General features: G+C 73.2%; 22 protein-coding genes. 14 read left to right on the top strand and 8 right to left on the bottom strand.

The features are described from left to right. The first annotated feature begins 251 nt into the window (after positions 1-251). The 3 genes from IE170_RS21875 to IE170_RS21865 all read left to right on the top strand — a co-directional run bounded on the left by IE170_RS21875 (position 252) and on the right by IE170_RS21865 (position 3,576). Positions 252-1,409, top strand: a complete 1,158-nt coding sequence (locus IE170_RS21875; RefSeq protein WP_189811138.1) for an acyl-CoA dehydrogenase family protein — start codon at positions 252-254, stop codon at positions 1,407-1,409. 121 nt (positions 1,410-1,530) lie between these two features. Continuing rightward, positions 1,531-2,517, top strand: a complete 987-nt coding sequence (locus IE170_RS21870) for an aldo/keto reductase (RefSeq protein WP_189811137.1) — start codon at positions 1,531-1,533, stop codon at positions 2,515-2,517. A 252-nt stretch (positions 2,518-2,769) separates the two neighbouring features. Beyond that, positions 2,770-3,576, top strand: a complete 807-nt coding sequence (locus IE170_RS21865) for an AfsR/SARP family transcriptional regulator (protein WP_189811136.1) — start codon at positions 2,770-2,772, stop codon at positions 3,574-3,576. A gap of 141 nt (positions 3,577-3,717) precedes the next feature. On the opposite strand, the gene IE170_RS21860 is transcribed toward IE170_RS21865, so the two are convergent. The 4 genes from IE170_RS21860 to IE170_RS21845 form a co-directional block, all read right to left on the bottom strand. Then, complete coding sequence (locus tag IE170_RS21860) at positions 3,718-4,143, bottom strand: nuclear transport factor 2 family protein (protein ID WP_189811135.1); 426 nt, start codon at positions 4,141-4,143, stop codon at positions 3,718-3,720. A 138-nt stretch (positions 4,144-4,281) separates the two neighbouring features. Next, a complete protein-coding gene (locus IE170_RS21855) occupies positions 4,282-4,785 on the bottom strand; it encodes a flavin reductase family protein (RefSeq protein ID WP_189811134.1) in 504 nt (167 codons plus the stop codon). Between the two features lie 114 nt (positions 4,786-4,899). Continuing rightward, the gene (locus IE170_RS21850; RefSeq protein WP_189811133.1) at positions 4,900-5,544 is read right to left on the bottom strand and encodes an NADH oxidase; all 645 of its coding nucleotides are present in this window, start codon (positions 5,542-5,544) and stop codon (positions 4,900-4,902) included. Between the two features lie 270 nt (positions 5,545-5,814). Further along, a complete protein-coding gene (locus IE170_RS21845) occupies positions 5,815-7,113 on the bottom strand; it encodes an MFS transporter (RefSeq protein ID WP_189811132.1) in 1,299 nt (432 codons plus the stop codon). Positions 7,114-7,643: 530 nt separating this feature from the next. Here IE170_RS21845 and IE170_RS21840 point away from each other — a divergent pair. Beyond that, the gene (locus tag IE170_RS21840) at positions 7,644-8,891 is read left to right on the top strand and encodes an acyltransferase family protein (protein ID WP_229885047.1); all 1,248 of its coding nucleotides are present in this window, start codon (positions 7,644-7,646) and stop codon (positions 8,889-8,891) included. A 105-nt stretch (positions 8,892-8,996) separates the two neighbouring features. Here the strand turns inward: IE170_RS21840 and IE170_RS21835 are convergent, their stop codons facing one another. The 4 genes from IE170_RS21835 to IE170_RS21820 form a co-directional block, all read right to left on the bottom strand. Next, the gene (locus IE170_RS21835; protein WP_189811131.1) at positions 8,997-9,659 is read right to left on the bottom strand and encodes an NADPH-dependent F420 reductase; all 663 of its coding nucleotides are present in this window, start codon (positions 9,657-9,659) and stop codon (positions 8,997-8,999) included. A gap of 135 nt (positions 9,660-9,794) precedes the next feature. Further along, positions 9,795-10,829 carry a beta-ketoacyl-ACP synthase III gene (locus tag IE170_RS21830; RefSeq protein WP_189811130.1) on the bottom strand — a complete coding sequence of 345 codons (1,035 nt, stop codon included), beginning with the start codon at positions 10,827-10,829 and terminating at the stop codon, positions 9,795-9,797. A 403-nt stretch (positions 10,830-11,232) separates the two neighbouring features. Next, positions 11,233-12,060 carry a helix-turn-helix transcriptional regulator gene (locus IE170_RS21825; protein WP_189811129.1) on the bottom strand — a complete coding sequence of 276 codons (828 nt, stop codon included), beginning with the start codon at positions 12,058-12,060 and terminating at the stop codon, positions 11,233-11,235. A 143-nt stretch (positions 12,061-12,203) separates the two neighbouring features. Further along, the gene (locus IE170_RS21820; RefSeq protein ID WP_189811128.1) at positions 12,204-12,998 is read right to left on the bottom strand and encodes a thioesterase II family protein; all 795 of its coding nucleotides are present in this window, start codon (positions 12,996-12,998) and stop codon (positions 12,204-12,206) included. Between the two features lie 187 nt (positions 12,999-13,185). Here IE170_RS21820 and IE170_RS21815 point away from each other — a divergent pair, with 187 nt between their 5' ends. The 10 genes from IE170_RS21815 to IE170_RS21770 all read left to right on the top strand — a co-directional run bounded on the left by IE170_RS21815 (position 13,186) and on the right by IE170_RS21770 (position 21,446). Next, positions 13,186-14,046 carry a helix-turn-helix transcriptional regulator gene (locus IE170_RS21815; RefSeq protein ID WP_189811127.1) on the top strand — a complete coding sequence of 287 codons (861 nt, stop codon included), beginning with the start codon at positions 13,186-13,188 and terminating at the stop codon, positions 14,044-14,046. A 281-nt stretch (positions 14,047-14,327) separates the two neighbouring features. Then, positions 14,328-14,570 (top strand): phosphopantetheine-binding protein, encoded by a 243-nt coding sequence (locus IE170_RS21810; RefSeq protein ID WP_114054533.1) that lies wholly within the window; start codon positions 14,328-14,330, stop codon positions 14,568-14,570. Between the two features lie 196 nt (positions 14,571-14,766). Continuing rightward, positions 14,767-15,387, top strand: coding sequence for a hypothetical protein (locus tag IE170_RS21805; RefSeq protein WP_189811126.1), 621 nt, complete (start codon positions 14,767-14,769; stop codon positions 15,385-15,387). Further along, positions 15,380-16,282, top strand: coding sequence for a hypothetical protein (locus IE170_RS21800; RefSeq protein WP_189811125.1), 903 nt, complete (start codon positions 15,380-15,382; stop codon positions 16,280-16,282). The genes IE170_RS21805 and IE170_RS21800 overlap by 8 nt, the downstream gene beginning before the upstream one ends. A 48-nt stretch (positions 16,283-16,330) precedes the next feature. Beyond that, on the top strand, positions 16,331-16,549 hold the full coding sequence (locus tag IE170_RS21795; RefSeq protein ID WP_125542910.1) for a tautomerase family protein: 219 nt from the start codon (positions 16,331-16,333) through the stop codon (positions 16,547-16,549). 88 nt (positions 16,550-16,637) lie between these two features. Next, the gene (locus tag IE170_RS21790; protein WP_189811124.1) at positions 16,638-17,471 is read left to right on the top strand and encodes an AfsA-related hotdog domain-containing protein; all 834 of its coding nucleotides are present in this window, start codon (positions 16,638-16,640) and stop codon (positions 17,469-17,471) included. Between the two features lie 79 nt (positions 17,472-17,550). Then, positions 17,551-18,234, top strand: coding sequence for an HAD family hydrolase (locus IE170_RS21785; protein ID WP_189811123.1), 684 nt, complete (start codon positions 17,551-17,553; stop codon positions 18,232-18,234). Beyond that, the gene (locus IE170_RS21780) at positions 18,231-18,860 is read left to right on the top strand and encodes a nucleoside/nucleotide kinase family protein (protein WP_189811122.1); all 630 of its coding nucleotides are present in this window, start codon (positions 18,231-18,233) and stop codon (positions 18,858-18,860) included. The genes IE170_RS21785 and IE170_RS21780 overlap by 4 nt, the downstream gene beginning before the upstream one ends. Further along, on the top strand, positions 18,857-20,539 hold the full coding sequence (locus tag IE170_RS21775) for a GH3 family acyl-acid amido synthetase (RefSeq protein ID WP_189811121.1): 1,683 nt from the start codon (positions 18,857-18,859) through the stop codon (positions 20,537-20,539). The genes IE170_RS21780 and IE170_RS21775 overlap by 4 nt, the downstream gene beginning before the upstream one ends. 52 nt (positions 20,540-20,591) lie before the next feature. Further along, on the top strand, positions 20,592-21,446 hold the full coding sequence (locus tag IE170_RS21770; protein WP_189811120.1) for a class I SAM-dependent methyltransferase: 855 nt from the start codon (positions 20,592-20,594) through the stop codon (positions 21,444-21,446). The last annotated feature ends 2 nt before the right edge of the window (positions 21,447-21,448 follow it).

Raw genomic sequence — 21,448 nt, 5'->3', positions numbered from 1 at the left:
GTCCCGCGGCCGGCGCCGCTCCCGAAAGCCCTGTGGATAACTCTCCTTGGCCAGCGAGATTTTGATCCTTCAATTTCCACAGGGGTGGCGCGAAAGGGCCGGCCTCCGGTCCCATGGCGAGGGGGCACGGCCGCGACCACTCCTTTCGGGGCGGTGGAGCGGTCATGGACGGCTCGAGGACGATCCGAGCGGTGGTCCACCGGGCTGTGCCATGGTCCGCTCCGATCATCGGCGCCGAGTAGGAGGCAGGGATGCACACTCAGACTGGCCGGGGGACCGGACTGGTGGCCCGTTCGGCGGAACTGGCCGAACTGGCCCGCCGCCACGCCCCCGACGCCGAGGACCAGCGCCGCCTGGCACCCGACGTCGTGGAGCGCATGCTGCGGACGGGATTCGCCCGGCACTTCGTCCCCGCACCGTTCGGCGGGACGGAGGGCACGTTCGAGGAGTTCAACGCCGCCGTCGCCACCGTGGCCGAGGGCTGCGCCGCGACCGCGTGGTGCGCCTCCGTCGCGTCGAGTCTGGCGCGGATGGCGGCCTGCCTGCCGCGCGAGGCGCACGCCGAGATATGGGGCGAGGGGCCCGACGCGTTCGTGGTGGGCTCCCTCTCCCCCGCCGGCAAGGCCGTTCCGGTGCCCGGCGGTTGGAGCGTGTCCGGCTCCTGGGCGTACATCAGCGGCGTCGACCACTCCGACTGGGCCGTGCTCTGCGCCGTCGTACCGGGCGACGGGAGCACCCCGCCGGGGCCGCCGCCGGCGCGGCTGTTCGCCCTGCCCCGCGCCGACTACGCCGTCAAGGACACCTGGACCGGCTCGGGCATGCGCGGCACCGGCAGCAACACCCTGATCGCCGAAGAGGTGTTCGTGCCGGAGTGGCGCAGCACCGAGCGGCAGCGCCTCTTCGACGGACTGCCCCTCGCTTCCGACGCGGACTGCCACACCGTTCCCATTCAGGCGGTCAACGGGCTCTCCTGCGCGCCGATCGCCCTCGGCGCCGCGCGCCAGGCGCTGCGGCTGTGGACCGGCGACACCGTGCAGCGGCTGGAGCGCGGCGCCGGCCGACCGGGGGTTCCGGGCCCGTCCCGGAGCACGTACGAAGCGGTCCTGGCCCGCAGCGCCGGCGAGATCGACGCCGCCGCGCTGCTGCTGGAACGGGCCGCTCGCCTCGCCGACGGCGGCGCGCGCATCACGGCCGAGGAGACCTCCCGCAACGTCCGCGACTACGCCATGGCCACCGAGCTGCTGGTGAACGCGGTGAACCGGCTGTTCGCCACCGCCGGGACCTCCGGCCAGACCTCCGACAGCCCGCTCCAGCGGATCTGGCGCGACGTCAACTCGATAGCAACCCACATAGCCCTGACCTTCGACCCGGCCGCGGCGCAGTACGCGTCCCACTCCTTCCCCCGCTGACGCCGACCGGTACGCCGGCCGGTGCCGCGGGCGCCGGCCGGCGGCAACGCCCCGTTTGACATGGAGCGCGCTCCAACGACCAGCATGACGGGCAGGCACCGACCCGCCCAGGAGGCACAGCATGACCGACATCCCCACCCGGCGCTTGGGCACACTGGCGGTTTCCGCACAGGGCCTGGGCTGCATGGGCATGAGCCACGGCTACGGCGCCACGGACGACACGCAGTCGATCGCGACGCTGCGGCACGCCCTCGACCTCGGAGTGACCCTCCTGGACACTGCCGACTTCTACGGCTCGGGGCACAACGAGGAGTTGATCGGCAAGGCCGTCGCCGGCCGCCGCGACGAGGTCGTCCTGGCCACGAAGTTCGGCTTCGCCAACCGCCTCGGCGAGCCCACCAGGGTCCGCGGCGACGCCGCCTACGTGCGGCAGGCGTGCGAGGCGTCGCTGCGCCGGCTCGGGGTCGACCACATCGACCTGTACTACCAGCACCGCGTCGACCCGCAGGTGCCCATCGAGGAGACCGTCGGCGCGATGGCCGAGCTCGTGCAGGCGGGGAAGGTCCGCCATCTCGGGCTGTCCGAGGCCGGCGCCGGGACCATCCGACGGGCGCACGCCGTACACCCGATCGCCGCGCTGCAGAGCGAGTGGTCGCTGTGGTCACGGGACCTGGAGGCGGAGATCGCCCCGGTCTGCCGCGAACTGGGCATCGGCTTCGTCCCTTACGCACCGCTCGGACGCGGCTTCCTCACCGGCAACTACGCCTCCGTGGACGGGCTGGCCGACAACGACGTCCGACGCGGGCACCCCCGCTTCGCCGACGGCAACCGGGAGCGCAACCTCGCGATCGTGGCGCGGCTGGAGGAGCTGGCCGCCGCGAAGGGCGTCACCCCCGGCCAGCTGGCCCTGGCCTGGCTGCAGCACCGCGGCGAGGACGTCGTGCCGATCCCGGGCACGCGGCGGGTGCGCTACTTGGAGGAGAACCTGGCGGCCCTGGCCGTCGAGCTGTCCCCCGAGGACCTCGCCGCGATCGAAGCCGTCGCCCCGCCCGGGCGGTTCTCGGGCACTCGGTACGACGCGACCGGCCTCGGCTTCGTCAACGGCTGAGGTCCGGGAGCGCCCGGGGCACCGTGCCCTCCGGGCGGGGTCCCCGCCCGCAGCGGGGACGCCGCCCGCAGCGGGGACGCCGCCCGCGCGGCCGTGTACGGCCCTGTGAGCGGGGATCCAGGCTGCTCCTGCGCCCCCGGGCTACCGTCCGGGCATCCGGTCCGGGCCCCGCCCTGCGGCATGTGAGATCTTCACGTCCACCCGTGTCCGCGTCACTGGTTCGCGGCTCGACCGGACTGCGATGCTGGCTCCATGGAATTCGGAGTTCTCGGACCGCTCGAAGCCCGCATGCACGACACCTCCGTAGTGCCGACCGCCGGCAAGCCCCGACAGATCCTCGCACTGCTCGCGATCCGCGCGGGCCGCGTCGTGCAGGTGGAGACGCTGATGGCGGAACTGTGGGGGAACGCCATCCCGCGGAGCGCCGCCACCACGCTCCAGACCTACATCCTCCAACTGCGCCGCAAACTCACGGAAGCCGGCGTGGAGCGCACCGGCCGCACGGCCAAGGACGTTCTGGCAACCTGCTACGGCGGGTACCGGCTCGCCCCGGAGGACTTCACCCTCGACCTGCTGGAGTTCCAGCAGCTGGTCCGCCAAGGCGACCGCGCCCTGGCCGACGACGACCCCGGCTCGGCGTCCGCGCACCTCAGCCGCGCCCTGCACATGTGGCGCGGGCCGGCCCTCACCGACGTACCCGTCGGGGAGATCCTCGGCACGGAGGTCATCGGCATGCAGGAGGAGCGCGCCTGGGCGCTGGAGATGCGCCTCGACGCCGACCTCAGCCTGGGCCGGCACGCCGAGATCATCGGCGAGCTGCGGATGCTGGTCAGCCAGCAGCCCATCCACGAGACCTTCTCCGCCCAGCTGATGACAGCGCTGTACCGCGCCGGACACCCCTGGCGCGCGCTCGACGCCTTCCAGGCGCTGCGCCACGCCCTGATCAAGGAGCTGGGGGTGGAGCCGTCGCCGCGCCTCCAGCGGCTGCACCAGTCCATCCTGTCCAACGACACCGACCTGCACCTGTCCGCCCCGGTCCCCCATGCGCTGTCCGCCTAGCCGAGGCACGGGGGAACGCACGCAACGACGAAGCTCCTGGTGCACGGGCCCACGATCCACGGGTCCGTGTCCGCCAGGAGCTTCGTGCGTTCCGGCGGGGTCCGCCGCGCCGCGCGCCGGCCGCCGGCCGCCGGCCGCCGGTCAGGCCGCCTGGTCGTAGCTGACGGCGCGGGAGCGCAGCCGGAAGCGGTCGCCCGCGGTGTCGATGACGTCGTGGAGGACGATGCTCACGCCGATCTCCGGCTGCTCCTGGGGGCGGGTCCGCACGATCAGGGCATAGACCGTCGAGACGAGGCTGCCGTCCTCCTGCGGGTCCAGGACGATCTGGTTGAAGTGGTGGCGCAGCTGCGTCGGGTTGCCCTCGAACTGCTTCATGAAGGCGCGCAGCTCCTCCAGGATGGCCTGGGGGCCGACCGCGGGCGCGGTGCCCGGGGTGAGGGCGAAGCTGCCGTCCTCGGTGAACGTCCCGGCGTGCTCCTCCAGCCGGCCGTTGTCGAGCGCCTGCATCTGGCGGGCGTAGAAGTGCTGTACCTGGGCGTAGAGTTCGCTGCTCACCGCGGCGCTCATGGCCGACCTCCGTGTCGGGGCGGAAAATGACGTGGGCAAGATGCACCAGACCGCTTGAGATCCCCTCGAGACCCGGTGGTGCGGCCCGGCGCGGGGGCCGCCGCGCCCGCGGTCTGCGGGTGCGGCGGCCCCGTGCTGTCAGAGGGTCTGGAGGGCCAGGCGGCGCTCCGGTTCCCAGGTGCCGAACTCCCCCTGCTGGTAGAGGGCGGCGGTGCCGGGGTAGGTCTCGCTCTCCTCGATCCGCCCTATCAGCAGCAGGTGGTCCCCCGCCTCGACGGTCTGGACGAGCCGGCAGCCCGCGTACGCGACGGCCGCCTCGGTGAGCACGGGCACCCCCGCGAGCCCGGCGCGCCAGGCGACGCCCGCGAACTTGTCCTCCGACTTGCCCGCGAAGGTCCGCGCCGTCGCCTGCCCCTGCCGGGCGAGGAAGTTCAGTGCGAACACCCCCGAGGAGAGCATCGCGGGGAGGGTCCGGGATCCCTTGCCGACGCACACCAGGAGCAGGGGCGGGGCCGCGGAGACCGCGGAGAAGGCGTTGCAGGTGAATCCGCTCGGCTCGCCGTCTTCGCCGAGGGTGGTGACGATCGCCACCGGGGTTGGAAACGTACCGAATACCTGGCGGAATGCATCCGCGTTCAGCATGTCCACTCCGTCGACCAGTCGCGGGCCTCTCCCGCTGCTGGCGGCACTATTGAGGCAGTGGCCAGAAGGTGCCTGGAGGAACCCTCGAGGCCGGAGCGGGCCGCTCTGGAGCGTTCAAGCGGGACGCGGTGCGTCCCCGGTCATGCCGTGTTCGTCGACGAGGGCGACCAGGCCGGCGCCGGCGAGGTAGCCGACGATGTCCTCGGTGACCTGTCGCGGCAGGGGGAGGGCCGCGGAGACCGCGGTGAGCGTGGTGGGCCAGGCCAGCGTCATTGCGACCCAGGCGGCCTCCTGGCGGTGCAGGACGACCCGGTGGGGGGCTTCGTCGGACTCGAGTACGCAGCCGACGCCGGAGTCGGGCACGGTGAGCGCGACGTGCCGGGGCAGCCGTACGCGGCAGTCGCCGGTCGGGCGGATCCGTACGAACGGCGCCGCCGACGACAGCGGGAACACCGACAGCAGCGGCCCCTTGAGGTCGTCCACGCCGAGGGTGCGCACCACGAGGTGGGAGAGCCGGTCGAGGGTCGGGAGGGCGACGCGGCAGTGGTCCTCGGGGCTGCTCAGGGCGTTGGCCAGCAGCACCGGTCCCAGTTCCATCCTCCGCAGCACCTCCCGCACGGCGGGGCTGGGCCGCTCGAGCCGGTCCTGCCCCCAGCGGCTCGTGAGCAGCAGCGCGTCGCCGGCCCCCTGGTCGATGATGACGTCTTCGGAGAGCGACCAGAGATGGAAGGTCCGGGGCCCTCCGGTCGTACGCCGCATATCGCACCTCTCTTGCCTGGCGGAGGGATTCGTCGAGTATGGAGCCGGCCCCCGGCCCACGACAGCTCTGCGCCGAACGGCCACCACGCATCCTCGTCGAGTCGCAGGCTCCTGCCGGCCGGCGGGCGGGGCGAGTTGACGGAGTCCGGGGAAGTCCGTCCGCCGAGTCGGGGCGGCGATGCCCGGACGTGCGGCGGCCGCGGCGCCGCTGCGGGGCCGGCGCCCGTCGGCACGGCCGGCTGCGGCGCCGCGGCCCGCGGCACACCGGGGTCAGGAGCGGGCGGAGGCTCCGCCGCTCTTCCGGCCGAAGAAGAAGGTCACGAGCATCGCGGCGAGCGCGAAGGCGCCGGCGGCGAGCATCGCCGGCCGCGGGCCGGAGGCGTCGATGACCAGGCCGCCGATGAAGGAGCCGATGCCGATCGCCCCGTTGAACGCGGCGACGTACAGGGAGGAGGCGGCCTCGCTCTCCTCGGGGACCAGGCGCATCACCCACGTCTGCAGCGCCACCGGCAGCGCCGCGTAGACGATGCCCCAGCAGACGAGCATCGCGATGACCAGCGGGCCGCTGGCGCCGCCCGCGTACATGACCGCCATGATGAGCGCCATCAGGCCGGTGCTGGCGATCAGGCTGGTGCGCAGGGCCCGGCCCACGACCGCGCCGGCCGCGAAGTTCCCGACGAGGCCGGCCGCGCCGAAGACGAGCAGCAGCGCGCCGACGAGGGACGGGCGGATGCCGGTGACCTCCTCCAGGTACGGGGCGACGTACGTGAAGGCGAGGAAGTGGCCGCTCATGATGAGCGCGGTGACGCCGACGGCGACGCGCAGCGCCCGGTGCCGCAGCACGTGGACGAGCGCCTTCAGGTCGCCGCGGCCCTTGGCCGGGAGGGCCGGCATGAAGAGCAGGCTCGCGGCGAGCACGAGGAAGCCGAGGAGGCCGACGCAGACGAACGCGGTGTGCCAGCCGGCGGACTGGCCGACGGCGGTGCCCAGCGGGGTGCCGGCGACGGAGGCGAGGGAGATGCCTCCGAGGACGACGGAGGTGGCCTTCACGGCGTGCCGTTCGGGGACGAGCCGGACGGCGACGGCGATGGCGATGGACCAGAACACGCCGTGCGCGAGGGCGACGATGATGCGCGCGGTCAGGAGCAGGGCGTAGCTGGAGACGACGGCGGCCATGAGGTTGCCGGCGATGTAGAAGGCCATGAGGGTGACGAGCAGCCACTTGCGGTCCATGCGCCCGGTCAGCGCCGTGAGGGGCGCCGCGGTCACGGCGGCGATGGCGGCGAAGCCGGTCACCAGGAAGCCCGCGGAGCCGAGGGAGACCGAGGTGCCCTCGGCGATGGACGGGAGCAGGCCGATGGGGAGGGTCTCGGTGGTGACGAACGAGAACACGCCGAGGGCCAGCCCGATCACGGCCAGCCAGCCGCGCCATGCGGAGCCCGGTGGGGCCTCGGGGGCCGGGGCGGCCGCGTCGGCGCGGCCGGGCGGCGGGGCGGTGGCGAGGGCTCCGGCGGCGGGGTCCCCGCCTCCGAGGTGGTCGGTGCGCGGGCTGGTGGCACTGTGGGACATGGTGGCTCCCGGGTCGGTGGTACGGCGGTGGGGGTGGCGGGAGGCGTCGTGTTCGAGGCGGCCCGGAGCGCGGGGATGTGCGCGGATGCCGGTGCCCGTTCAGCTCGCGCCGATGAGGTTCGCTGACGCATTGTGCGGCGCCCGCAGCGGGCGGATGAAGTGCTTCCTGATCGTGGTGGTGGGAGCACCTGTCGGTGGCCGGTTCGCTGCGCCGCCCGGCCGAAACCCGTGCGTGTGCTGCCGTGTCGGCCTCCCGTGACGGTGGTGGTGGCACCACCCGGATGAACCGACCCCGGCACGGTGGCGGTGATTCCGGTAGCTTTCAGGCATCCGATGCCGCCGGGTCGCCACCCGTGGTGCGCAGCCGTGGAGCGATCCTCCCGGCCCCCTTCCCCGGCCTCTCGTCCGGCCCGTTCCCCCCTCTCGGATCAGAGCCCCGGCGTGTCCGGCACCGTCGCCGGAAGTCCGCCACCGCCGCACTCGTGGCACCACTCAGTTCGCGGATCCCCCTCTTCTGAAGGAGCAGAAACGTGTCGACGGACAGCATGCGTGTGACGGAGCTCGAGACGGCGGGCAGCACGTCCCCGCCCGCCGGGCCTGCGGCGCCCGGACGTGCCCGGGTGATCCGCCTCGACACGCTGACCGGCCTCCGCTTCCCCGCGGCCTTCGTGGTGTTCCTCTACCACGCGGCGCTCCTGGCCTTCCTCGGCGTGCCCTGGCTCAGCAGCAGCTCGGCCGCGGTCTCCTACTACGACGCGGTCGCCCACGCCGGCGCCCTCGGCGTCACGTTCTTCTTCGTGCTGAGCGGCTTCGTACTGACCTGGTCGGCCCGGGAGACGGACACCGCACCGCGCTTCTGGCGCCGCCGGTTCCTCAAGATCGTCCCGAACTACGTGCTCGTCTGGGCGCTCGCCATGCTGGTGTTCGCCGCGCCGATCACGGACACGACCATCGGGCTGCTCAACTTCTTCATGGTCCAGGTCTGGTATCCGGACTTCGCGATCAACTTCGGTGTGAACCCTGCCGGCTGGTCGCTGGGCGTGGAGGCCGTCTTCTACCTCCTCTTCCCCGTCCTGATCCACTGGATCCGCAAGATCCCGGCGCACCGGCTGAACCTGTGGGCCGCCGCCGTGGCCGCCGGGATCATCGCGACGCCGTTCCTGTCGGAGCTGCTGGTCCCGGCCGGCACGGCGATGATGGACACCGAGCCCGACACGTCGGTGAACCAGTACTTCGTCTCCTACATCCTGCCGCTGCCCCGCGTGCTGGACTTCGCCCTCGGCATCCTCGTCGCCCGCTCGGTGATGGCGGGGCGCTGGCGCAACATCGGCATGGTGTGGTCCGGCGTCCTGCTGGCCGCGAGCTACGCCGTCGGCTACTTCCTCCCGCCCATCTACTCGACGCGCGCCGTCTGCGTCATCCCGGCCGCCCTGCTGATCGCCGCCGGTGCCATCGCGGACGCCGAGGGCCGGTTCACGCTCTTCCGGAACCGCGTGATGGTCTGGCTCGGCGACATCTCGTTCGCCTTCTACCTGGTCCACTACACGGTGATGGTCGGCCTGTGGAAGCTGCTCGGCAGCAAGGCCTACTCGGTGCCCGAGGCGGTCGCCCTCGCCGTGCTGTTCATCGCCGCCGGAATCCTGGCCTCCTGGGCGCTGTACGCCCTGGTGGAGCGGCCGATCACGCGCCGCTGGTCGAACCCGCGGAAGAAGCCGGCGGCCGTGCGCCCCACCCCCGAGCCCCTCTCCCTCGCCACTCAGGGCGCGGGCGAGAGGTAGGCGCAGCCGCCGACCGTACGGCCCGTCCCCGAAGGGGGGACGGGCCGTACGTCGTTCCCGGCTGCGGGTGCTCACGTACGCCGCGCGCACCGTACGGGCCCGCGGTCAGCCGGCCAGTCCGACCGCCGCGCGCAGGCCCGCGGCGGTGGAGACGTACCCGAAGAGCCTGCCGCCCGGGTCCACGGCGGCGGACGCCTCCAGATCGCCGAGGTGGACGGGGACGAAGCCGGCGTCGTGGACCAGGGCCTCCGCCACCCGGCGGGCCTGCGGGTCGCCGGAGGCGATGCCCATGCCCCAGAAGTGCCGCTGCTGGGTGCCCCGCGACCACAGGAGTTCGTCGGGGAAGTGCGTGAAGGCGCGGGCGACCGAGCTGTGCGGGAGCCGCTCGGCGGTCCAGCTGCCCTGGGTGGTGCCCGGGCGGAGCTGCGAGACGAAGAGCCCCTCCTCCGAGACGCCGATCGGGCTGGTCGCGTCGATGACGGTCTTCCCGGCGAGCCGGCCCGCCAGCTGCTCCAGAAGTCCGCCGAGCGCCGGGTGCGGGACGGACAGCAGGACGACGTCACTGGCCTCGACGGCCCCCGCGTACGTCGCCGCGCGGGCCCGGTCGCCGAGCAGTTCGACGAACGGGCCGAGCCGGCCCGGGTCTCGGGAGCCGAAGGTCACCGTGTGCCCGGCGGCGAGCCAGTGCCGGCCGAGCGGGCGCCCTATGTTGCCCGCGCCCAGGATGCCGATGGTCATGGGGCGGGCCGATCCGGTGGTGGGGGCCATGCTTGCAACTCCTGTTTCGCGTGCGGCCCGTGGGGCCTGGGGTGTGAGGTTGCGGTGTCTGTGGCCGCCGGTCCGTGCAGACGGCCGTCGGCCGCCGGTCGTCTGTGACCGGCGGCCGACTTGTGGGCTGGGCTTTCAGTGGGGGGTGACGTCCGGCCAGACCAGGGCCGTCGAGCCCCACGTCACGCCGCCGCCGAAGGCGCTCATCAGCACGCGGTCGCCCGGGCCGACCTGCCCGCCTGCGATCGCGTCGGCGAGGGCGAGGGGGATGGAGGCGGCGGAGGTGTTGCCGACGCGGTCCAGGTTGACGACGGTGCGCCCGCGGTCCATCCCGAGCTGGTCGGCGACGGCGTGCAGGATGCGTACGTTGGCCTGGTGGCCGACGAACCAGTCCACCGACGCCGGCTCCCATCCCGCACGCCGGAGCATCTCCTTGGACGAGGCCGCCATGCGGGTGACCGCGTGCCGGAAGACGTGCTTGCCCTGCATCGTGAAGTAGCTGTCGGCAGGGCGCCCGCCGGCGGAGGAGCCGGCGCCGTCGGCGGCCTCGCCCGCCGCCTCGGAGCGCTGCCGGGAACCGCCGCCGGGGACCATGATGAGGTCCTTCAGCGAGCCGTCGCTGCCGAGGTCGTACCCCAGCAGCGCCCCCGGCTCGTCCGGGTCGCCGGCCCGCAGCACCACGGCCCCGGCGCCGTCGCCGAAGATGACCGAGGTGGTGCGGTCGGCCGGGTCGAGGATGGTGGAGTACGTCTCCGCGCCGATGACGAGGACGCGTTCGGCGGTGCCGGAGGCGATGGCACCGGCCGCGGCAGCGAGGGCGTAGACGAACCCGCTGCACACGGCGGCGATGTCGTAGGCGGCCACGTTCCCCAGTCCCAGCCGGGCGGCGACGTCGGGGGCGGTCGCCGGGCACGGGTGGTCGGGGGTCGTCGTCGCCAGGACCACCAGGTCGACGTCGGCGGACCCGGCCGACTTCAGGGCCCGCGCGCCCGCCTCGACCGCGAGGTCGCCGGTGGCGGTGCCGGGGTCGGCCCAGTGGCGCCGGGTGATGCCCGTACGGGTGCGGATCCACTCGTCGGTGGTGTCCATGGTGCGGGAGAGGTCGTCGTTGGTCACCACGCGGGGCGGGACGTACGTCCCGAGGCCGGTGAGGACGGCTGCCCGGGTCATGCCGCCACCTCCGGCGCTGCGGACGGGTGCGCTTGGGGCAACACGTAGGTCAAGGTGGCCTCCCTGGTCGCCGGTGCGGAATGCCGCTACCGGGCACGGTGGAAAGGGGCCGCGCTCCGCCCGGGCAAGAGGGGCGGACGCGAAACGGCGTCGCCGGCGGGCCGTGGTGCACGGCCGGCGGGCGCGACCCGGCACGGACGGCGCGTACGGCGCGCCGTCCCGGATGCGTACGTCGATTCTCCGCCGCCGGCCGGGCGCGTTCCAGACCGTACGGGCACTGTGGGTACGGGCGGTGGTGGCGGGAACACCACCCTCCCGGCGGCGGAACACCACCCTCCCTGCGGCGCGCACGCGAAAAGCCCCCGGCCGCGGGCCGGGGGCTTCGGGTGGGCGGGACAGGGTGCTACGGCCAGACCGGCGCGGGGCCGGCGATGCCGGGAGGCAGGTACACGAGGAGGCGATGGCTGGCGGCGTCGTCCAGGTCCATGGTGAACAGCACGAAGGAGAGGTGCCCGGCCTGCGGGTCGTCGACCTCGACGGCGGCCGGGCCGAACGCCTCGACCTCGTGGCGGTCCCACAGGTCGGCGAAGAAGGGGTCGGCGGCTGCCAGGCCGTCGGCGATCTGCTCGTAGCGCGGGTCGTCGGGCCCGTACGAGGCCTGCAGGCGGAACCGGGCGGCCATCCGCCGTGCCAGTTCCGGCCGGTTCAGGCAGCGGGTGCCGTGGGTGCCGGTGAACAGGCTGGTGAGGAAGTTGCCGTTGCCGTCGCGGGTCAGGCGCAGCAGGTCGGCGGCCTGGCGGTTGGCGGCGACGACGTCCCAGTAGCGGTCGATGACGCAGGAGGGCCCCGACAGCTGGGTGTCGACCATCCGCTGGAAGACCTCCGGGTCGGCGGTGTCGGCGGGCCGCAGGGGGACGGGCGGGTTGGCGTCCGCGAGGCGGTACAGGTGGACCCGTTCGAGCTCGTCGAGCCGCAGGGCGGAGCTGATCGCGTCCAGGATGCCGTCCGACACCTTGATGGGCCGGCCCTGCTCCAGCCAGGCGTACCAGGACGCGCTGACTCCGGCCAGGACCGCGACCTCCTCGCGCCGCAGGCCGACCCTGGCGCGCCTGCCGGCAGCCGCCAGGCCCACGTCCTCGGGGGAGAGTGCGGCTCGGCGGGTGCGCAGGAAGTGCGCCAGCTGGGTGCGCCGCTTCTTCTTCGTCTCGGTCCCGGGGGGCGTGGCGTCCATACCGACCGAAGGTAGGTCACACCGACACGCACTGTCAGCGGCGAGAATCACACTGCGCGCGGTTCGGGCCACACAGGCGCATACACCGCCGGGCCCGCCGGTTGCCGCCAATTCGGGATTCCCACCGGTTCCATGAATGAGCGTCAGCGTACGCCGTCCCACAGGACGTCCTCCAACTCGGCGAAGAAGCGGCCCTTGTCCTCGCGGTGGAAGAAGTGCCCGCCGGGCAGCACGCGGAACGAGAACGGCCCGCTCGTGTGGAGTCGCCATGCCTCGGCGTCCGCGGTCGGGACCAGCGGGTCCCGGTCGCCGAGCATGGCGTGGACCGGGCAGGGCAGCGGCCGGTGGCCGGCAACCGGATGCCGGTGGGTGGCGGCGACGCGGAGGTCCTCGCGCAGCCGGTGCACCACGGACCGCATGCGCGCGGGGCTCTCGCGGAGCAGCCGACCGGCTCCACCGAGACCCAACAACAGCTCGAGGGACGCACTATCGGACAGTCCTACGGTTGGGCCGGGCGCAGCCTGAAGGTGCGGCGCGCGGTGGGCACCGGCCACGAAAGACGCAGGTGGGCGCCGCCCTGCGGCGACGATCCTCTGTGCCGCGCCGTGGGCGACCAGCGATCCCATGCTGTGCCCGTAGAAGGCGTACGGCCCGTCGAGGAAGGGAGTCAGCTGACGTGTCACCTCGCGTACGAGGGCGTCCATCGTGCTGACGGCGCCGGGGACGCCCCCCGGGGCCGACGACCTCGGGGGCATGGACACCGGAACCACCTCGACGCCGCGGCCGAGGTGCTGCCCCCAGCCTGCGAACGACCAGGGGCTGCCGCCCGCGTGGTGGAAGCAGAACAGGCGGAGCCGAGCGGTCCTGTTCCTCCTCGGGACGCGCTCCGCCGTACCCGCCGCCGTGGCTGCCGGGATGTTCTCCGCTGTGTGGAACATGCCGCCAGTGTGATGCCGGGTGCCGGCGGGAGGGAGTGTCTGTCGAACCGGTTGGTGCCACCACCAGCGGTGGGGCCGACAGCCGGGGCCGCACGCCCCGCATCCCCCGCTTGCTCCCCCCGGCACCCGCCGTCCGCCCACCGCCATCCGTCACCGAAGTCCTGTGTAGAAGGAAAGAAGTCGATACATGCAGACAGCTGCATCCGCACCGGCATCCGGACTGCTGCGGCGAGCGAGGCTGCGGCACTTCCTGCGGGCCCGCCGGGAGCAGATCACGCCGGAAGAGGTCGGGCTGGTGAACTTCGACCGCCGGAGGACCCCCGGCCTGCGGCGCGAGGAGGTGGCGGCCCTCGCCGGGGTAGGGGTGTCCTGGTACACCTGGCTCGAACAGGGCCGGGACATCAACGTCTCCGAAGGCATCGTGAACGCGGTCAGCAACGCCCTGCGGCTGGAGGACTGCGAGCGCGACTACTTCCACCGGCTGGCCGGCCACAACCCGCCCCCGCGCACACCGGACCGGGGCCAGGACGGCGGACACGCGCGGATGCGGGCGCTCGTCGAGGGCTGGTCGCCGAATCCGGCGTACATCACCGACCGGTACGGGCGCGTCGAACTCGCCAGCCGCTCGGCGCGCTCCCTTTTCCACATCGGCACGCGCGGGCACAACTGCGTCGTGAAGTTCTTCACCGAGTCGGCGACCCGTGAGAAATACCCGGACACGGAGGAGGTGGGGCGGGGTCTCGTCGCGCAGTTCCGGGCGCAGTCGGCCCGCTTCCCGCAGGACCCGGAATTCGGCCGTATTGCGGACCGGCTCAGCGAGATGAGTCCGCATTTCGCGGAACTGTGGGACTGTCACGAGGTGGTCGGACCCAATCAGGGGCTGCGCAGGATCGCGCTGCCGCAGGCCGGGGTGACGGTCTTCGACCGGGTGGTGATGCGGGTGCCGGAGAGCCCCGAATCCCTCCTGACCTTGTACATCGCCCAGTCCGGGGCGGAGCGGGTCGGCCGCCGGGCCGAGCCGGCCGGGTTCGGGGCCGAGGCGGCCTGAGCCGTCCGGCGGCCCCGGCCGGCACACGGCACGCCGTCCGGCCGGATGCCGTACGGGGCCCGGCGCAACCGGTTTTCCCACAGGTGGTGTTCGCACCACCATGATCGGGAGACACTTCCTCCGCACGTTCGCGGATCCCATGATGAATGCGTTGGGACGCGGAGGATTCGATCCCCTGAATTCACCGGTTCCATTCTTTCTCGCAACGGCGGCATGCCGTTCCCAACGGGCTCACAGGCCCCGGGATTTCGGCGTTCCCCCTTGATTCACGGAGGAATGTAATGGAGAATTCGATCGTCAGCCGGGTCGTCACCGTCCTCGGTGAGCTGGAGGTCTCGACGGCGGGCGTCACGCCCGACACCACGTTCGAGGCCATGGAGATCGACTCGCTGCTGCTGGAGGAGCTGGCGCTGCGCCTGCAGCTGTCCTTCGGCGTGGAGATCGAGATGGGCGAGCTCGTCCCGGAGCAGACCGTCGCGGAAGCCGCCGCGGTGATCGCCTCCAAGGGCGTCCCCGTCGCCTGACGCCCGCCCCTCGAACGCCTCGCACCCCCCACTCCGCGGGCCCGACGGGTCCGCGCCCCGGGGCCTTCCCGATCCCCGGCCCCTCGCATCCCCCCACACCGGTTCGGCACGGATCCCCAGGAGCGGGCCCCACCCCGCACCGTCACCCGCCGGACCACCCACCGCCCTTACCGCACCGTCCGAAAGGAACACCCGCATGTCCTCCACCCTGCTCGTCCTGAACGAAGTCGCCGCGGCCCCCGGCAAGGCGGACCACGTCCTGGAGCAGTGGCAGCAGTTCAACCAGAAGGAGCCGATCGCCGGCCGCGCCCTCTACCGCAGCCTGGACGACGACAACCTCCTGGAGATCACCCCCGTCGCGGAGGTGTCCGAGGTCGCCGCCCTCAACGCCCGCTGGCACGAGCTGTGGGACCTCGTCTCCGAGGACCTGGCCACCGACTTCCGCCGCCAGCTCCTCGACTTCATCGAGGCCCCGAAGGACGTCGCCGATCCCGTCCCGGCGACCCCGTACGTCCAGCTGCGCCACATCGAGGTCAAGCCCCGCGAGTACGCGGCGTACCGCGAGTGGCGCGAGAACACGATCTTCAACGTCGTCCGGCGGGCCGACGAGGTGAAGGCGTTCCTGGCGTACCACTCGCTGCTCAGCAGCGAGCCCGGCGTGATGTTCGTGTCCGGCTTCGAGTGCGCACCGGAGCAGTACCAGGCGGTCTTCACCTCGCCCGAGTACCAGGAGATCGTCCAGCAGGCCGGCGACCGCTACATCGTCGGCGGCGAGAGCGGCCTCTACACCCGCGTCTACAAGCGCGCCGATGTCTGACACCGCGACGGCGGCCGCCCCCGCAGGGGCCGCCACCCCGCACCGCAGGGAGGTCCACGAGCTCTCCCTGACCACGCAGGGCCCGCTGTACCCGCCGAGCGAGGTCATGGACGGCGACGGGAACTTCCTGGTGGTGGGCATGGTCAACCGCCCCGCGCCCGGGGGCGGGACCGCACCCGAGTGGGGCGCGGCGGTCGTCTCGCCCGCCAGCCCCGTCCCGGAGTTCGGCCGACTGGCCCCGTACGAGGTCGTACGCGAGCTGGACACCGACCCGGACGGCGCAGACCGGGACGTCGTCCTGCACACGCTGCCGCTGCCCCTGCCGTGCAACAACTACCCGATGGTGTTCGCGCCCGAGCAGCTGCCCGGTGCCGACCGGGTCGTCCGCCCCAGCCACGCCTTCCACGAGGTGCCGATCCCCGACCTGCGGGCCGAGGACGGCCCCAAGGTCACCGAGCCGGTGACGTTCGGGGAGTGGATGCGGGCGAGCGGCACGCTGGAGGTCGCCGTCACCGCCGACGGCCACGCCGGGACCTTCGACTTCCGGTTCTCCCGGCTCGTACCGAACAGCGTCTACACGGTGATGTCGCTGCGGGCGCGCGACCTCGACCCCGCGGGCCCCACCCGTCCGGGCCCGCTCGGCGTGCCCAACGTGTTCACCACCGACGCCGACGGCACCGGCAGCTACCACGCCACCCTGCCGAACCCGTTCCCCGACCCGGGCCTCCCGGACGCCAACCGGATCATCAACGTGGTCGTGCTGTGGATGAGCTACCAGCGCAGCTACGGCGGCGCCATCGGCGAGTTCGGCCTCGGCGGGGACATCCACGCCCACCTCAAACTGCGCGGCCCGTCCTTCCTGGACCTGCGGACCACCGCCGCTCCGCAGACCTGACCGGCCCGACGCGGCAGAGCAGAACCACCTGAACCCGGAAGGGGTCCCATGCCCATCATCTCCGTCACCACCTGGGACGGCCAGGACGACGCCCAGTCCCAGGAGCTCCTGGAGGAGCTCACCCGGACCGTCCGGCGCGTCACGGGAGCACCGCTGGACAAGATCACCGTCTACATCCAGGAGGTGCCGCGCAACCGCTGGGCGGAGGGCGGCGCACTGGGCAGCGACCCGAAGTTCCCCGAACTGAGCCGGCGCACCACCGAATGACGCGATGAGCCCCCGGCGGACCGGGCGACGACCGCCGGGGGGCCGCGCGCCAGACATCCACCCAGGACAACGGGAAAGGTCACCAGCCATGACCCAGGAAACATCCCAGGCCGTCGAGGCCAAGCCGGGCGCGCTCTTCCTCGTGGGCGACGTGTTCGCCGAGTTCGCGCACCACGAAGGCGTGTTCACGGTCTCCCAGCTCGCCAAGCGCATCAAGAGCGGGGCGTTCCCGGACGACGCCGGCAGCGGCCCCGTGCGGATCACCCTCGGGCAGGGGGTCTCCCTGTTCGACGTCGGGTTCATCCGCGACACCCTGGACCGCCGCGGGCTCGGGGACCGGGTCGCCATCGACGACCAGGCCCTGCACACCCGCGCCGGGCGGGAGATCGCGCACAAGCACCGCCCGGAGAACGTGCTGATCTCAGACCCGCGGCCCGTCGGCACCGACTGGTACGAGGCCGACCTGCTCGTGGACGCCGGCAACGAGGTCATGTCCGACCACGTCACCGGCCAGCACATGCAGGGGATGCTGGCCACGGAGGCGGCGCGGCAGATGTTCATCGCGGTCGCCGAGCAGTTCTACCTGCCGACGGAGGCCGTGGGGAGCAGATACTTCGTGATCGACTCCTTCTCCACCCGGTACCGCAACTTCCTCTTCCCGCTGCCCGCGGTGGTGCGGTGCCACGTGCTGTCCCACCGCTCGCCGCACCACACGCGGACCACGTTCCACTGCGAACTGTCCGTGACGCAGGGCGGATCGGAGACCGCGGGCATGGACGTCCGCTTCACCGCCTTCGACACGCAGGTCTCCCACGCCAAGGAGACGCGGGCGGCGCAGCGCTCCCTCCAGGACGGCGTGGCCCTGGCGACGGCGGAGGCGGCGGCCACCGCCCCGGTGCGGTCCGGGGTGGGCGCGCCGTGACCACGGCGGACAGCTGCACCTGAAGTGGCGGCCCGTACGCACGGCGGGCCGCCGACCGCCCCCGCAAGGAGCCAAACCCATGTCAGACACAAGCAGGACCTACACCGTCTTCAGCGACGTCGACGAGACGCTGATCACCGTCAAGAGCATGTTCGACTTCCTCCACTACCGGCTGGTGCGCCTGCACGGCGCGGCCGGCGAGGAGGAGTACGAGCGGATCATGGCCGTGCTCCGCCGGCGCGCCGCCGACGGCGTGCCACGCGAGGAGATCAACCGCGCCTACTACCGGCACTACGCCGGCGAGGACGTCGCGGCGGTCACCGCCCTGGCGGACGACTGGTTCACCGAACGCGCCGCCTCCACCCGGGGGTTCTGGATCGACTCCACGCGCGAGGCCCTGCACCGCCACCGGGCGGCCGGCGCGTCCGTCGTCCTGGTCTCCGGCTCCTTCCCGCCCCTCCTGGAACCGCTCGCCCGCGAGATCGGCGCCGATGCGATCCTGTGCACGCGCCCGCTGGCCGACAGCGGGACGTACACGGGCGAGGTCGCCGTGCCGGTCATCGGCGAGGGCAAGCGGGAGGCCGTACGGGCCCACCTGTCCTCCCGCCCCGACACCGACCCGCGGGACTGCTGGGCGTACGGGGACCACGTCTCGGACCTGCCCATGCTGGAGCTCGTCGGGCACCCCGTCGCCGTCGGCGACGACCCCGAGCTGCGCGAACGCCTTGCCCTGCGCGCCGAGACGACGGCCGCCGCCCGATGAGCGGACCGCACTTCCACGTGCTGCTGGGGCCCGACGGCGCCGGCAAGTCGTCGGTCATGCGGCGCCTCGCGGCGCAGCTGCCCGACTGGCGGCTGGTGTCGACGGACAGCGCGTTCGTCGCCCCCGAGCACGACCTGGTCAACCGGCTGCGGCAGGACGTGCACGAGCACCTCCTGCCGGGCCTGGGCACCGCGTACTCCGCCGACTTCATGGCGAGCGTGCTGCAGACGGCCGTGGTCCACCTCAGGGACCAGCTGGACGGCCCGGACCCGCGCGTCCCGGTGCTCGTGGACTCGTACTACTACAAGATCCTCGCGAAGTGCCGGATGGCGGGCGTCCGCGACAGCCGCCTGTACTCCTGGTGGCGCTCCTTCCCCCAGCCCGCCCGGGTGGTGTTCCTCGACGTCTCCCCCGAGACGGCCTGGCACCGCAGGGCGGACGGGGCCCGGCTCAACGCCCTGGAGTACGAGGGCCGGGACGGCCACTGGGCGGACTTCGAGCGCTACCAGAAGAACCTGCGGAAGATCCTGCTCGAGGAGGTCCGCGACGTGCCGGTGACCGTGCTCGCCGAGCAGTCCGACCCCGACCGCGCGGCGAGGGCCGTGCTGGAGGTACTGGCCGCATGAACGTTTCCTCCGTCTGGCACGCCCCGGGCCACGCGGCCCGCTACCGCGAGCGCGTCTTCGCCGCCCGCACCCGGCTCACCCGGGACCACACCGACCTCCCGGAGGCGCAGCAGCGCGTCCTGACCGACCTCGTCGGCTTCAACGCCTCCACGGCGTTCGGCCGGGCGCACGGCCTGGGCCGCGTCCTGACGATGGAGGACTTCCGCTCCGCCGTCCCCGTCCGCGACTACGCCGACCATGCGCCGCTGATCGAGCGGACGGCCGCCGGCGAGCGGAACCTGCTGTCCGCCGACACCCCCGCCGTGTACTTCACCAGCAGCGGCAGCACGGGAGCGCACAAGAAGGTCCCCGTCACGCCCCGCTTCATGAAGACGACCTTCATGCCGTTCTACTACGCGGCCTGGGCCCCCCTCGTAGAGCACTTCCCCGAGGTGCTGGAGCGGCCCGACGCCGTCCTGAACCTCAAGCACGACCCGCTCACCGCCCCGCCCACCACGGCCGACGGCCGGCCCCACGTCGGCGCCAGCCAGGTCGACTTCGGCGCCCGGTTCGGCGAACCCCTCTCCGCCGAACCCGGCACCGGCGCGCCCTGGGCGGCGCTCCCCGTCCCCACCGACCCCGCCGACCACCTGGAGCGGGCCTACCTGCGGCTACGGCTCGCCGTCCAGGCCGATTTGCGCTGCATGATCGGCATCAATCCGGCGATGGTCGCCGCCGTCCCGTACCAGCTGAACCTGTGGTGGCCGCGCATCGTGAAGGAGGTCCGCGACGGCACCCTCGGCGGACTGCCCCACGGCCGGCCCGACCCGGCGCGCGCCGCCGAGCTGGAGCGGCTCGCCGACTCCTCCGGCGGGGTGCGGCCCGCGCAGGTGTGGCCGCGGATGCGGGCGCTGTTCTGCTGGACGACCGGGGTGGCCTCCCTCTACCTGCCCGCCCTGAGCGGGGAGTTCGGCGCGGACGTCGCCGTCCTGCCCGCTCCGGTCGCCGCCTCCGAGGGCCCGGTCGGCGTGGCGCTGGACCGGCACCCGTCGGCCGGCAGCCTCGTCGCCTCCGCCTCGGTGTACGAGTTCGTGCCCGCGGAGGAGGACCTGCGCCCCGACAGCGACACCCTGCTGCCGGAAGAGCTCGAAGCCGGCCGCGACTACCACGTGGTGTTCAGCCATGTCGGCGGCCTGTACCGGTACGCGGTCGGCGACGTGGTCCGCGTCGTGGACACCGCCGGCGGGGTCCCCCGGGTCGAGTACGCCGGCCGCGGCGGCCGCTCCGACGCCGCCGGTGAGCGCCTGCGCGACGCCGAGGTCGTCCGCGCCCTGCACACCGCCCTCCGCCCCGGCGGGCTCGCTCTGCGGAACGCCGCCTGCCGGGTCGAGCCGTCGGCCGGCGGCACCCCGCACTACGTCTTCGCCGTCTCCCCGCGCACCCCCTGGCGGCCGGCCGACGCCGAGCGCTTCACGGCCGCCCTGGACGGCGCCCTGTCCGCCGAGTCCGCCGGATACGCCGCCGCCCGCGCGGCCGGCCGCCTGGCCGCCCCGTCCCTGCGCCTCCTCGACGCCGAGGCCTTCGACCGCGACTGGCACGCGGCGGTCGCCTCCGGCATCCGCCCCACCCAGGTCAAGGACCGCCTCTTCCGGCAGGACGACGCGCTGTGGGGGCGTCTGACCGCTACGCCGAACGGCTGACCGAGCCCGGCCCGCAGGCCCTCCGGCCCCACCCCTGCACCAAGGAGCCACCATGCCCGTACTCAACCCCGTCGAACGGACCGCCCTGCTCACCGCGGCGCTGCGGGCCGCCGAGACCCGCCGCGAGGACCGCCTGTACGAGGACCCGTACGCCGCCGGACTCGTCGGCGCGGCCGGCCCCGAGCTGCTGCGGGAGATCCGCGAGGCGACCTTCCCGCCCGGCCGGCCGCGGACCCTGCCCAGCACCCCCGACTACAACGCCATCCGCACCCGGTTCTTCGACGACTACCTCCAGGAGGCGGCCCGCGATCCGGAGACGACGCAGATCGTGCTGGCCCCCGCCGGCATGGACTCGCGCGCCTACCGGCTCCCCTGGCCGGGCCGCGTCCGCTACTTCGAGGTCGACCGGCAGGCCGTCCTCGACTTCAAGGCGGAGCGGCTGCGGGGCGCCGAGCCGCGCGTCGACCACCGCACGGTGGCCGTCGACCTCACCTCCGACGACTGGGAGGACCGCCTCGCCGCGGCCGGATACGACCCGTCGGTCCCCTCGACGTGGCTGCTGGAGGGGCTGCTGTACTACATCCCCGAGGCCGACGCGCACCGGATGCTGGAGCGGGTGGCGGCCTTCTCCGCGCCCGGCAGCCGCATCGCCGCCGACATCGTCAACGCCGCCTCGCTGACCCTCCCCCACATGCGGGGCCTGCTCGACGTCTTCGCGGGCTGGGGGTGCCCCTGGGTGTTCGGCACCGACGAGCCGGAGGCCCTGTTCGCGGGCTACGGGTTCGACGTCCGCGCCGTGCAGCCCGGCGAGCCGGGGGCCGACTTCGGGCGCTGGCCCGACCCCGTCCCGCCGCGCGCGGTGCGCGAGGTGCGGCGCGTGTTCTTCGTGCACGGCAGGCGACGCTGACG

It is taken from the genome of Streptomyces toxytricini (assembly GCF_014649915.1).
Taxonomy (GTDB): Bacteria; Actinomycetota; Actinomycetes; order Streptomycetales; family Streptomycetaceae; genus Streptomyces; species Streptomyces toxytricini.
The sequence above is the reverse complement of the archived record's forward strand: the minus strand, read 5'-3'. Positions and strand labels throughout refer to the sequence as shown.

Bases quoted from the DNA above. Each gene is read 5' to 3' on its own strand.
- IE170_RS21875 (WP_189811138.1), top strand. From the start codon at position 252: ATGCACACTCAGACTGGCCGGGGGACCGGACTGGTGGCCCGTTCGGCG.
- IE170_RS21870 (WP_189811137.1), top strand. From the start codon at position 1,531: ATGACCGACATCCCCACCCGGCGCTTGGGCACACTGGCGGTTTCCGCA.
- IE170_RS21865 (WP_189811136.1), top strand. From the start codon at position 2,770: ATGGAATTCGGAGTTCTCGGACCGCTCGAAGCCCGCATGCACGACACC.
- IE170_RS21860 (WP_189811135.1), bottom strand. From the start codon at position 4,143: ATGAGCGCCGCGGTGAGCAGCGAACTCTACGCCCAGGTACAGCACTTC.
- IE170_RS21855 (WP_189811134.1), bottom strand. From the start codon at position 4,785: ATGCTGAACGCGGATGCATTCCGCCAGGTATTCGGTACGTTTCCAACC.
- IE170_RS21850 (WP_189811133.1), bottom strand. From the start codon at position 5,544: ATGCGGCGTACGACCGGAGGGCCCCGGACCTTCCATCTCTGGTCGCTC.
- IE170_RS21845 (WP_189811132.1), bottom strand. From the start codon at position 7,113: ATGTCCCACAGTGCCACCAGCCCGCGCACCGACCACCTCGGAGGCGGG.
- IE170_RS21835 (WP_189811131.1), bottom strand. From the start codon at position 9,659: ATGGCCCCCACCACCGGATCGGCCCGCCCCATGACCATCGGCATCCTG.
- IE170_RS21830 (WP_189811130.1), bottom strand. From the start codon at position 10,829: ATGACCCGGGCAGCCGTCCTCACCGGCCTCGGGACGTACGTCCCGCCC.
- IE170_RS21825 (WP_189811129.1), bottom strand. From the start codon at position 12,060: ATGGACGCCACGCCCCCCGGGACCGAGACGAAGAAGAAGCGGCGCACC.
- IE170_RS21820 (WP_189811128.1), bottom strand. From the start codon at position 12,998: ATGTTCCACACAGCGGAGAACATCCCGGCAGCCACGGCGGCGGGTACG.
- IE170_RS21815 (WP_189811127.1), top strand. From the start codon at position 13,186: ATGCAGACAGCTGCATCCGCACCGGCATCCGGACTGCTGCGGCGAGCG.
- IE170_RS21810 (WP_114054533.1), top strand. From the start codon at position 14,328: ATGGAGAATTCGATCGTCAGCCGGGTCGTCACCGTCCTCGGTGAGCTG.
- IE170_RS21805 (WP_189811126.1), top strand. From the start codon at position 14,767: ATGTCCTCCACCCTGCTCGTCCTGAACGAAGTCGCCGCGGCCCCCGGC.
- IE170_RS21800 (WP_189811125.1), top strand. From the start codon at position 15,380: ATGTCTGACACCGCGACGGCGGCCGCCCCCGCAGGGGCCGCCACCCCG.
- IE170_RS21795 (WP_125542910.1), top strand. From the start codon at position 16,331: ATGCCCATCATCTCCGTCACCACCTGGGACGGCCAGGACGACGCCCAG.
- IE170_RS21790 (WP_189811124.1), top strand. From the start codon at position 16,638: ATGACCCAGGAAACATCCCAGGCCGTCGAGGCCAAGCCGGGCGCGCTC.
- IE170_RS21785 (WP_189811123.1), top strand. From the start codon at position 17,551: ATGTCAGACACAAGCAGGACCTACACCGTCTTCAGCGACGTCGACGAG.
- IE170_RS21780 (WP_189811122.1), top strand. From the start codon at position 18,231: ATGAGCGGACCGCACTTCCACGTGCTGCTGGGGCCCGACGGCGCCGGC.
- IE170_RS21775 (WP_189811121.1), top strand. From the start codon at position 18,857: ATGAACGTTTCCTCCGTCTGGCACGCCCCGGGCCACGCGGCCCGCTAC.
- IE170_RS21770 (WP_189811120.1), top strand. From the start codon at position 20,592: ATGCCCGTACTCAACCCCGTCGAACGGACCGCCCTGCTCACCGCGGCG.